The organism is Bacillus sp. RB3 (assembly GCF_030164735.1).
GTDB lineage: Bacteria > Bacillota > Bacilli > Bacillales > Bacillaceae_G > Bacillus_A > Bacillus_A cereus.
In genome coordinates, this window is sequence record NZ_JASNGE010000019.1 from 75,013 (window position 1) to 86,940 (window position 11,928).

The window sequence follows — 11,928 nt, forward strand, 5'->3', positions numbered from 1 at the left end:
TATATGATAAAGCGAATGTTAAAGCAAGTGGAACAGATGGTAAATGGTACTGGATTAGCAGAGCAATATGAGGGAATTACTATTCAAGGCGTGTCTATTGATACAAGAAAAATTGAAAAAGGAAACTTGTATGTTCCGATTCAAGGGGAGCGCTTTGATGGACATGCTTTTGTAGATAAAGCTGTTGAAAATGGAGCTGTGGCTACATTATGGATGAAAGATGTAGCGAATCCACCTGAGAATCTTCCGGTTATTTTTGTGGAAGACACGCTATCCGCATTGCAAATGTTAGCGAAAAACTATCGTGATCAATTGGATGTTAAAGTTGTAGGTGTAACGGGTAGTAACGGTAAAACATCTACGAAAGATATTGTAACAAGTCTTCTTGCGACTAAATTCAAAGTGCAAAAAACAGAAGGGAACTTCAATAACCATATCGGATTACCTCTTACCATTTTAAACTTAGAAGAAACTACAGAAGTAGCAGTATTAGAGATGGGTATGTCAAGCCGAGGCGAAATTGAATTCTTATCTAAGTTAGCTCGTCCTAATGCAGCTATCATTACGAATATTGGTGAGGCACATTTAATGGATTTAGGATCTCGTGAGGCAATTGCTGAAGCGAAATTAGAAATTGTTACAGGGTTACAAGAAGGTGGCGTGTTCGTATATAACGGAGATGAGCCTTTATTAACGAATCGTGTTCCTGAAATGAATTTAGCAACAGAAACGGTTACGTTTGGTGATGCAAGAGCAAACGATTATTATCCAACGACTGTAACATTACAAGCAACTGGGACACATTTCAAAATGAATAGAGATGAAAATATTTCATTCTACTTACCGGTGTTAGGAAAACATAATGTGTATAATACACTTGCTTCAATGGCAATTGCGAAACATTTTGGTGTAACGTGGGAAGAGATGAAAGAAGGTTTAGTAACACTTCAAATGACGGGCATGCGTATGGAAATTGTGAAAACAAATAGTGGTTTAACAATTATCAACGATGCTTATAATGCAAGTCCGACGGCTATGGAAGCAGCATTCCATTTAATGAATGGTTTAGATGGTTTTGCTAAAAAAATCGTTGTGCTCGGTGATATGTTAGAACTTGGAGATCAAGAAGTACAGTTCCATTATGAGGTAGGAAAATTAATCGATCCAGCAAAAATCTCGCATGTATTCACATACGGTAGATTAGGGGCTCAAATTGCTGAAGGAGCGAAAATTAATTTCCCTAATGAACGTGTAAAGGCGTATGATAATAAAGAAGAGTTAGTAAAAGATTTACAAGCAGTAGTCGATGTGAAAGATGTTGTATTAATAAAAGCATCTCGCGGTATGAAATTAGAAGAAGTAATTACGATGTTGAAATAATTGGTGTATATAAATAGGGATGATAGTTACGAAAATAGAAGAAACTTATAATAAGCGCTTACAGTAAATATAAAAAAATAAAAGTGAAGAAAAAAACTCTGAATATGAAAATAAGGTAACAGTTGGGTTTGCTTTTTACACATACAAAACTTATAATTGATAAAGTGTAATAACGTTTAGAAGTATTTTCGTGAAGAATATACGCCCGTTTATATACGTGAGCATTCAGGAAAAGGGCTTTTCCGCAAATCCGGAAAACGCCTTTTTTTAAATGATAAGTATAGGATAGAAAAGGAGAAGTAACATTGACAACATTTCGAGAATTAGGATTAAGTGATTCTTTACTGCAATCTGTTGAAAGTATGGGCTTTGAAGAGGCTACACCAATTCAAGCTGAAACAATTCCACATGCATTGCAAGGTAAAGATATTATTGGGCAAGCGCAAACAGGTACAGGGAAAACAGCAGCATTCGGATTACCACTATTAGATAAAGTGGATACACATAAAGAATCGGTTCAAGGTATTGTTATCGCGCCAACGCGTGAATTAGCAATTCAAGTTGGAGAAGAATTATACAAAATTGGTAAGCATAAACGCGTTCGCATTTTACCAATTTATGGTGGTCAAGATATTAACCGCCAAATTCGTGCTCTAAAAAAACACCCACACATTATTGTTGGTACGCCGGGTCGTATTTTAGATCATATTAACCGTAAAACACTTCGTCTGCAAAACGTAGAGACAGTTGTTCTTGACGAAGCGGATGAAATGTTAAACATGGGCTTCATTGAAGACATTGAAGCAATTTTAACAGATGTGCCAGAAACACATCAAACATTACTATTCTCAGCGACAATGCCGGATCCAATCCGCCGTATTGCTGAGCGTTTCATGACTGAGCCTCAACACATTAAAGTAAAAGCAAAAGAAGTAACAATGCCAAACATTCAGCAGTTCTATTTAGAAGTGCAAGAAAAGAAAAAGTTTGACGTGTTAACACGCTTATTAGATATTCAATCTCCAGAGCTTGCAATCGTATTCGGTCGTACAAAGCGCCGTGTTGATGAATTATCAGAAGCATTAAACTTACGTGGTTATGCTGCAGAAGGTATTCATGGTGATTTAACTCAGGCGAAACGTATGTCTGTATTACGTAAATTTAAAGAAGGTTCTATTGAAGTTCTTGTTGCAACAGACGTTGCTGCACGTGGTCTTGATATTTCAGGCGTAACGCACGTATATAACTTCGATATTCCACAAGATCCAGAATCATACGTTCACCGTATCGGTCGTACTGGTCGTGCAGGTAAAAAAGGTATTGCAATGCTATTTGTAACACCACGTGAATCAGGACAATTAAAAAATATCGAGCGTACAACAAAACGTAAAATGGACCGCATGGATGCACCGACACTTGACGAGGCATTAGAAGGTCAACAACGTTTAATCGCTGAAAAGCTTCAAAGCACAATTGAAAATGAAAACTTAGCATATTACAAGCGTATTGCAGAAGAAATGTTAGAAGAAAATGACTCTGTAACAGTAGTAGCTGCTGCTTTAAAAATGATGACTAAAGAGCCGGATACAACTCCGATCGCTTTAACATCAGAACCACCTGTTGTTTCAAGAGGCGGCGGTTCTAAAAAACGCGGCGGTAACGGAGGCGGATACCGTGATGGTAACCGTAATCGTAGTCGTGATGCACGCGGCGGTGGCGATGGACGTAATCGTGACCGTAACCGTGATGGGCGTAATCGTGACGGAAACCGTGATCGCAATCGTGATGGTGGTAGTCGTGGTCGTAGAGGTGAAGGCCAAGGTCGCCCTGGTTCTTCAAATGGACGCGGCGAAAGAAAACATCATAGCCGTCCACAAGCTTAATAAAAAAAAGAGAATGCCCTTTGCGGGCATTCTCTTTTTTTATTTCTATAATTGTGCATACTACATAATAGTTATGATAGAAAAGGGGCTGTTATATGCTTGTAAGGCTTGGTTACGTTGCGATGAGTGTACATTTGAAGAATGCATCTCCATCTCAAACGATGACGTATGCACAGTTTCAGAAATTAGATGATCGTGCTGCTGCAATTCGTAAACTTGAAAGAATTGCTAATTCCAATTTAGAAAATTGTTTACGTTTATTAAAGCATAATAAAGGGCATGACATATCTTTCTTTCGGCTCAGTTCAAAGCTCATTCCTTTAGCGAATCATGAGGAATTGCTAGAGTGGAACTATATTCGTCCTTTAAAAGAAAATTTAAAAAAACTAGGTGAATATGCAGTTCATATGAATATGAGAATTGATTTCCATCCAGATCATTTTGTTGTACTAAATTCACCTGAGGAGAGTGTTTTTAAACAATCTGTAAAAACATTGCAGATGCACAAAAAATTATTAAAAGGTATGGGGATTGAACATAAGCAACGATGTGTACTGCATGTCGGAGGAGGATATAAAGATAAAGAACTTGCATTAGAGCGCTTTATAGAGAATTGGTCGAATGTCCCAAGGGGTATTCAAGAAATGATTATATTAGAAAATGATGATACAACCTTTACGTTAGAGGAAACATTATATTTAGGAGAAAAATTAGATATTCCCGTCGTATTTGACTTACATCACCATATGATGAATAATGAGCAAGAAGATTGGTATGAAGATTGGGCACGTGTCGTTCATACGTGGGAAACGTCTTTGTTGCCGGTTAAAATGCATATCTCTAGCCCTAGAGAGGGAAAAGATCCAAGAGCTCATGCAGATTATATTAATGTAGAGGCATTTTTATCTTTTTTAAGAAGGATAAAGGGAAGTGTTCCGCAAATTGATTGTATGATTGAGGCGAAGATGAAGGATGAGTCTTTATTTCAATTAATGAGAGATTTAAGTGAACAAGTAGATGTAGAAATTATCGATGGTGCAAGCTTTTATATTAAATAAGCTTTGCACCATCGTTTTTTTTGGTTAAAAAAGGGGTTAAAATGCCACCGGTTATTAAACCTGTTAAATGACTGATCGGATTGGCAGAAGGGTTAAAGAAAGTAAATAGCAGTAATAGAAGAATCATAATTGAGAAAATGGCAATTTCTTTTGGTTTTGAAGAGCGGTATCGATTGTACAATAAAAATAACTGTGCACCTAATAGTCCGAAAATACCACCTGATGCACCTGCGTGAATATATTCAAGCGGCATAATAATATAAGAAGAAATATTTCCAGAAATTCCAGAGAGAAAAAATAGAATAAAAAAAGAAAAGTGTCCGAGTTGCTTTTCGATAGAAGAACCAAGAGCGAACAAAAAAATACTATTAGAAAGAAAATGTTGTAAGTCTACGTGTACGAGAAGAGAAGTTATGACACGCCACCATTCTCCTTTAGCGATATATTCATTAGAGGCTGCCAGTGGTAAGAGAAAAAAGTCGCCTAATATCATCATGACTAAATGAATAAGAAGTAAGGTAAGAATAGTCGGTTGTAAAGAAATATGAGTGGATCTTATTAGCATACGGTTACTTTCACCCCTTTTGCATCAGAAAGATTCTCTGTTATTCTTATCAATATGAAAGAAGAAAGTTAAATAGAAGAAGGGGATTTCGAAATGATTATAGGGATTGGTATCGATATTATTGAATTAAATCGTATTGAAAAAATGCTAGATGGAAAGCTTAAATTTATGGAACGTATTTTAACGGAAAATGAACGTAATGTTGCTATGGAGCTGAAAGGAAGTCGTCTTACAGAGTTTGTAGCTGGAAGGTTTGCAGCGAAAGAGGCGTATTCAAAAGCTGTAGGTACTGGTATCGGAAAAGAAGTGAGTTTTTTAGATATTGAAGTGAAAAATGATGAAAGAGGTAAGCCAATTCTGATTACAAGTACAGAGTATATTGTTCATTTATCAATTAGTCATAGTAAGGAATTTGCTGTTGCTCAAGTTGTTTTAGAAAGCTCGTCACGCTAGTCTGCATATTTTATATCTTTGTCTCATATATTTGAGGTAGCGATAAGGAAGGTACATCTTCCATTCATTTATAGGGGCAAAGGGGCTGAATTGATGAAAAGGCGTCTGTTTTTAGTTTTTGTCGGTTTGTTGACCGTTTTTGTGTTGGCGGGTTGTATGGAAAAGAAGCAAGATGATGTCGTGAGAGATTTAGAATCAAAAGTAAAAGGGATGAAAAGTTATCAAGCTGAGGCAAAATTATCTATTAAAACAGGCAATGAGCCTCAAGAATATAACGTAGAGATTTGGCATAAGGAACCGTCTTTTTATCGTGTGAATTTAAAAAATGCAAAAAAAGATCAGAGCCAAATTATTTTGAGAAATGAAGAAGGTGTATTTGTATTAACGCCAGCACTTAATAAGAGCTTCCGTTTTCAAAGTGATTGGCCGCAAAATAGTAGCCAGGCTTATTTATATGAATCACTTGTAAGAGATATTTTGCAGGACAAGAAAAACCTTACTTTTGAGAAAACAGATAAGTATTATATTTTTAAAACAAAAACAAACTATCAACATCAAAATATGTTGCCGAGACAAGAGATTACATTGAATAAGAGCGACTTGACTCCAGTTTCAGTGAAGTTAATGGATAATGATCAAAATGTTCTTGTGAAAGTAGATTTCTCTAAAGTGAAATTCGATGCGAAATTTGATAAAGGTGCATTTGATACGAAACAAAATATGTCTAGAGCACAGGTAGATGTTCAAACAACAGCGAAAGAAGACAAACCGTTTGCTATTTTGTATCCACTTGATACACCACAAGGTATGACTCTGAAAGATGAAAAAGAGTTGAAGACAGACAGTGGCAAGCGTGCGATACTCACATACACTGGAAATAAGAAATCCTTTACTTTAATACAAGAAAAGGCAAAAGTTGCAGAGGCATCATCAGCGGTAAGTGTAAGTGGAGAACCAGTTGATCTTGGGTTTACGATTGGTGCATTGACGAAAGACTCTGTAACGTGGTCGCATAACGGAGTAGAATATATGCTCGTGTCTAAAGGTTTAGAGCCGAAGGAGCTGTTAATGGTTGCTCGTTCAGTTACAGCGAAGCAGGTGAAGTAAACTTCTTAGACGTGGTGATATATGTGCACCACGTCTTTTCTTAGTTTGAAGGTGGATTTCATAAAAGAAGCATATAAAAGAATAAGCTTCGCATATCGTGTATAAGGAAGTGTATTTATGGAAGAAGCACCATTTTACCGTGACACTTGGGTGGAAGTGGATTTAGATGCCATTTATAACAACGTTACACATATTAAAGAGTTCATCCCAAGTAATGTAGAGATTTTTGCTGTAGTTAAAGCAAACGCATATGGGCACGATTATGTACCGGTGGCTAAAACGGCATTAGAAGCAGGTGCAACAAGGTTAGCTGTTGCTTTTTTAGATGAAGCTTTAGTGCTTCGGAGGGCTGGTATTACTGAACCGATTTTAGTGTTAGGTCCCTCGCCGCCGCGTGATGTAAATGTAGCTGCTGAAAATGATGTAGCGCTAACTGTTTTTCAAAAAGAATGGGTGGAAGAAGCAATTAAACTTTGGGATGGTTCATCTGTAATGAAATTCCATATTAACTTTGATAGTGGTATGGGGAGAATTGGAATACGTGAAAGAAAAGAGCTAAAAGAATTTTTAAAGAGTTTAGAGGGTGCACCGTTTTTAGAGTTAGAAGGAGTATACACGCATTTTGCAACGGCAGATGAGGTTGAGACTTCGTATTTTGATAAGCAATATAACACGTTCTTGGAGCAGTTAAGTTGGTTGAAAGAATTCGGAGTGGATCCTAAGTTTGTTCATACAGCTAATAGTGCTGCGACGTTACGTTTTCAAGGGATTACATTTAATGCAGTGCGAATTGGGATTGCAATGTATGGATTATCTCCTTCTGTAGAAATACGTCCTTTTTTACCATTTGAATTAGAACCGGCGCTATCACTTCATACGAAAGTTGCTCATATTAAACAGGTAATTAAAGGTGATGGAATTAGTTATAACGTCACCTATCGAACGAAAACTGAAGAATGGATTGCGACTGTAGCGATTGGCTATGCAGATGGGTGGCTTAGAAGGTTACAAGGATTTGAAGTGCTTATAAATGGTAAAAGGGTACCGATTGTAGGGCGAGTAACAATGGATCAGTTCATGATTCATCTTCCTTGTGAAGTGCCACTTGGTACGAAAGTTACGCTTATTGGAAGGCAAGGAGATGAGTATATTAGCGCTACAGAGGTTGCGGAATACTCAGGGACTATTAATTATGAAATTATTGCAACGATCAGTTTCCGTGTGCCAAGAATATTTATACGGAATGGTAAGGTTGTAGAGATAATTAATTACTTGAACAATATATAGAAGGTAGTATGATTGCTTCTTGTCATTGGAGTGACTGTTCATTGCTGGATAATAAGCTCTTTTTGATGAGAAGCTTTTTACTTATAATCATTTTTTATATAAGTTGCACGTAAGTTTTGAAGAGGAGTTCTATTGTTTTTAGTTAGTTATGAGATAAAAAATTTAAGAAGATGAATGTTTTGTTTGTGAATTGGAAAACATAAGCAAGGAATAAGGAAGTCTTTGCAACAGGCTCCATACAATGGTATTATTACAATAGGTGTCATATATATATTTGGGTGTGTAGTTGACGGTGGAGGTGTATTTTTGTGTCCGAATCAAGTGTAACTACTGAAATCGTGGTTCGGTTGCCAAAGCAAATGGTAACGGAATTGGACGGAATTGGAAAACAAGAGAATAAGAATCGCCATGAACTAATTTGCCAGGCAACACAATTGTTATTGCGTCAACATAAGACGAAGAAACGCTACCAACATGAATCAATGCGACGTGGGTACATTGAAATGGGAAAAATTAATCTTGGTATTGCATCTGAAGCTTTCTTAGCAGAGTATGAAGCAGCTCATACAGTAGAACGCTTAGTTAGCGGGGGGTAATATTTTGATTGTAAAACGCGGCGACGTGTATTTTGCAGACCTTTCCCCAGTTGTTGGTTCTGAGCAAGGAGGCGTTCGTCCGGTTCTTGTCATTCAAAATGACATCGGAAATCGTTTTAGTCCAACGGTGATTGTAGCGGCTATTACTGCACAGATTCAAAAAGCGAAATTACCCACTCATGTGGAAATTGATGCGAAAAAGTATGGTTTTGAGAGAGATTCTGTTATTTTACTTGAGCAGATTCGAACAATCGATAAGCAACGCTTAACGGACAAAATCACTCATTTGGATGAAGTGATGATGAGTCGTGTAGATGAAGCGTTACAAATTAGTTTAGGACTAATAGATTTTTAAATCGGCAGTTTAAGTTGCTCTCTTTGAAGGGCAACTTTTTTTATTATAGAGGAGGTTACGGTTGTATATGGAAATGGTAGATAATCGACAAGCGTTAATGAAAATGTTAGTGAAAGAATTAGGCTTTACCGAAAAGCAAGTTCGTCATGTTATTCGATTAACAGAAGAAGGTAACACAGTTCCATTTATTGCTCGTTACCGAAAAGAATGGACAGGCTCTTTAGATGAGGTGCAAATTCGTACGATTTTAGAGAGATGGCAATATATGATGCAACTTGAAGATAGGAAGGAAGAAGTTCTTCGTCTTATTGATGAGAAGGGGAAACTGACAGAAGAGCTACGACAGCAAATTGTTAAAGCTACAAAGTTGCAAGAAGTAGAAGATCTATATCGTCCATATAAAGAGAAAAGAAGAACGAAAGCGACAATTGCTAAAGAAAAAGGATTAGAACCATTAGCTGAATGGTTATTGTTATATAAGAAAGAAGATCCGGCTAAAAAGGCAGTGGAATTTATTAATGTAGAGAAAGAAGTGCAATCTGCAGAAGAAGCTTTACAAGGTGCACAAGACATTATTGCAGAAATGGTTTCAGATGAAGCTGCGTATCGTAGTTGGATTCGAAATGTTACTTTTAGAAAAGGTGTTATGTCTTCGTCCGTGAAAGATGAAGAAAAAGATGAAAAGAATATATATGAAATGTATTACAGTTATGAAGAACCATTGCAAAAAGTAGTACCACATCGTGTATTAGCAATGAATCGTGGCGAGAAAGAAGATATATTGAGAGTTGCTGTTGTTCCGCCAGTAGATGAGATAGTAACTTTCTTAAATAAGAAAGTAATTCGTGATAACGATTCGAAAAGTGCACATTATGTACAATTAGCGATTGAAGATGGTTATAAACGATTAATTCAATCTTCAATCGAAAGAGAAATTCGTAAAGAATTAACAGAAACAGCTGAAGAACAAGCGATACATATTTTCTCTGAGAACTTACGTAACTTATTATTACAACCTCCGATGAAAGGGAAAGTCGTGCTAGCGGTAGATCCGGCATATAGAACTGGTTGTAAATTGTCTGTAGTAGATGATACGGGGAAAGTACTACATATCGATGTTATTTATCCGCATCCACCTGTTCGTAAATATGATGATGCAAAAACGAAAGTTCTTTCTATTATAGATAAATATCAAGTTGAAATGATTGCAATTGGTAATGGGACAGCATCTAGAGAAACAGAAGAGTTTATAGTAGATGTATTACAAAGTGTGAACCGAGATGTCTTTTATATTATTGTAAATGAAGCGGGTGCTAGTGTATATTCAGCTTCTGATTTAGCTCGTGAGGAATTCCCAAATTTACAAGTTGAAGAGAGAAGTGCCGTTTCTATTGGAAGACGTCTGCAAGATCCACTTGCTGAACTTGTGAAAATTGATCCTAAATCAGTTGGGGTTGGACAATACCAACATGATGTATCTCAAAAGAGACTGAATGAGTCATTAACATTTGTAGTAGAAACAGCTGTTAACCAAGTTGGGGTTAATGTAAATACGGCTTCGGTTGCATTGTTACAATATGTTTCAGGTTTATCGAAAACTGTTGCGAAAAATATTGTGGCAAAGAGAGAAGAAGATGGGAAATTCACGAAGCGCACGGAATTAAAGAAAATCCCGCGTTTAGGTGCAAAGACGTATGAACAATGTATAGGTTTCTTACGTATACTAGAAGGAGCGAATCCATTAGATCGAACAGGTATTCATCCAGAGCAATATAAAAATGTTGAATTGTTATTGAAGAGTCTAGGGTTATCGATAGATGACGTAGGACAACCGCAATTACAAAAGAGATTGGAAGAAGTAGAGATTTCTAAGTTATCTCAAGAAACAGGAGTTGGGGAGCCGACGTTAGTTGATATTATAGATGCGCTTATTAGTCCAGAAAGAGATATGAGGGATGAGTTGCCTAAACCGCTTCTGAAAAAAGGGATTTTGAAATTAGAAGATTTAAAACGTGGTATGGAATTAGAAGGAACAGTTCGTAACGTTGTTGATTTTGGTGCTTTTGTTGATGTTGGCGTAAAGCAAGATGGTTTAGTACATATTTCTAAACTTAGCAAACAGTTTGTAAAGCATCCGTTAGATGTTGTATCAGTAGGGCAAATTGTAAAAGTATGGGTAGATGATATTGATACAAAAAAAGGACGCGTTGCGCTATCTATGTTGCCGATTGAATAGTAAGAGAAGAGAGCAGATGAAACTGCTCTTTTTTTTATGGAATAAAAAGTGTAATGGATTATGAGCTTTGATGTATTTTGCTATAATAAAACCAGCATTCATTTAATAATTTAATTTGATACCGGTTTTTTTCGAAATATGCACGTTGCATTTGTTTTTTTAGCCACGTAGGCATAGGAATCCCTCCTTGTTTAATCCTGCTCTCAAAAATCTAAAATGCTATTGATGAGAGGTTGGTGAGTGGATTTCTATTCATGTTTTGTTTTTAGAAACCACGCTTCTTACATGAGGATGGGTATATGTACTATTTAATATATGTATAAGAAGGGAGAAAAGTGTAAAAATATTTTTTTGTTTAGGAGGAATGAGAGTGGATGAGCAAGAAATTCAGCGACTAGTGGAAGAAGTGTCACTACAATACTTTGAGATGCCGTTCTTACATAAAGCAGTGTTTAATAATAGATTACGTACAACTGGTGGGCGTTATTTATTGAAGAGTCATAATATCGAACTGAATTATCGATATTACGAAGTGTATGGTGAAGAAGAGTTAGTCGGGATTATTAAACATGAGCTTTGTCATTATCACTTACATATTGCAGGAAGAGGGTATAAGCACAGGGACAGGGATTTCCGTGAGTTGTTAAAGAAAGTTGATGCACCACGTTTTTGTAAACAAATGATTAATGAAGAGAAGGAAAAAAAGATTTATAAGTATGAATGTATGGAGTGTTCACTTCAATATGTAAGAAGGCGTCAAATAAATACAAAAAGATATGTCTGTGGAAAGTGTAAAGGGAAACTCAAACCGATATCGAAAACATCTTGACAGTAAAAACGCAATCCAGTATATTATAAACATGTCACGTTTGAACAAGATGTTGTTAAAAACTTCTTGACTTACAGAGAGAATTTTTATAAGATACAAATTGTCTTCATTATTCCGCAGTAGCTCAGTGGTAGAGCTATCGGCTGTTAACCGATCGGTCGTAGGTTCGAGTCCTACCT

General features: G+C 36.6%; 12 protein-coding genes. 10 read left to right on the forward strand and 2 right to left on the reverse strand.

All coding sequences use genetic code 11. From position 1 onward, the window contains the following. Positions 1–3: 3 nt before the first annotated feature. The 3 genes from murF (at position 4) to uvsE (ending at position 4,321) form a co-directional block, all read left to right on the forward strand. Entirely contained in the window at positions 4–1,380 is a 1,377-nt protein-coding gene (gene murF, locus QO049_RS21335) for a UDP-N-acetylmuramoyl-tripeptide--D-alanyl-D-alanine ligase (protein WP_000595964.1), read from the forward strand. Positions 1,381–1,685: 305 nt separating this feature from the next. Then, positions 1,686–3,263 (forward strand): degradosome RNA helicase CshA, encoded by a 1,578-nt coding sequence (gene cshA, locus QO049_RS21340; RefSeq protein WP_000206584.1) that lies wholly within the window; start codon positions 1,686–1,688, stop codon positions 3,261–3,263. A gap of 95 nt (positions 3,264–3,358) precedes the next feature. Then, a complete protein-coding gene (gene uvsE / locus QO049_RS21345; RefSeq protein WP_000961161.1) occupies positions 3,359–4,321 on the forward strand; it encodes a UV DNA damage repair endonuclease UvsE in 963 nt (320 codons plus the stop codon). Here uvsE and QO049_RS21350 read toward each other — a convergent pair. Beyond that, the gene (locus QO049_RS21350) at positions 4,314–4,886 is read right to left on the reverse strand and encodes a rhomboid family intramembrane serine protease (protein WP_000908523.1); all 573 of its coding nucleotides are present in this window, start codon (positions 4,884–4,886) and stop codon (positions 4,314–4,316) included. The genes uvsE and QO049_RS21350 overlap by 8 nt on opposite strands. A 93-nt stretch (positions 4,887–4,979) precedes the next feature. Between QO049_RS21350 and acpS the strand changes: the two genes are divergently transcribed. From acpS to QO049_RS21380, 6 genes are all read left to right on the forward strand, one after another. Continuing rightward, positions 4,980–5,339, forward strand: coding sequence for a holo-ACP synthase (acpS, locus tag QO049_RS21355; RefSeq protein WP_000583417.1), 360 nt, complete (start codon positions 4,980–4,982; stop codon positions 5,337–5,339). A gap of 156 nt (positions 5,340–5,495) precedes the next feature. Further along, entirely contained in the window at positions 5,496–6,446 is a 951-nt protein-coding gene (locus QO049_RS21360; RefSeq protein ID WP_002060618.1) for a LolA family protein, read from the forward strand. Between the two features lie 117 nt (positions 6,447–6,563). Beyond that, complete coding sequence (gene alr / locus QO049_RS21365; protein ID WP_000390617.1) at positions 6,564–7,733, forward strand: alanine racemase; 1,170 nt, start codon at positions 6,564–6,566, stop codon at positions 7,731–7,733. A gap of 308 nt (positions 7,734–8,041) precedes the next feature. Further along, positions 8,042–8,329, forward strand: coding sequence for an antitoxin EndoAI (locus QO049_RS21370; protein ID WP_000004570.1), 288 nt, complete (start codon positions 8,042–8,044; stop codon positions 8,327–8,329). A 4-nt stretch (positions 8,330–8,333) separates the two neighbouring features. Next, a complete protein-coding gene (gene ndoA, locus QO049_RS21375; RefSeq protein WP_000635965.1) occupies positions 8,334–8,684 on the forward strand; it encodes a type II toxin-antitoxin system endoribonuclease NdoA in 351 nt (116 codons plus the stop codon). Positions 8,685–8,751: 67 nt separating this feature from the next. Next, a complete protein-coding gene (locus QO049_RS21380; protein ID WP_246961769.1) occupies positions 8,752–10,920 on the forward strand; it encodes a Tex family protein in 2,169 nt (722 codons plus the stop codon). 58 nt (positions 10,921–10,978) lie between these two features. Here QO049_RS21380 and cmpA read toward each other — a convergent pair whose 3' ends face one another. Further along, positions 10,979–11,095, reverse strand: coding sequence for a cortex morphogenetic protein CmpA (cmpA, locus tag QO049_RS21385; RefSeq protein ID WP_001143642.1), 117 nt, complete (start codon positions 11,093–11,095; stop codon positions 10,979–10,981). Positions 11,096–11,290: 195 nt separating this feature from the next. Between cmpA and QO049_RS21390 the strand changes: the two genes are divergently transcribed. Further along, positions 11,291–11,749, forward strand: coding sequence for a SprT family protein (locus QO049_RS21390; RefSeq protein WP_000344235.1), 459 nt, complete (start codon positions 11,291–11,293; stop codon positions 11,747–11,749). Positions 11,750–11,928 lie beyond the last annotated feature (179 nt).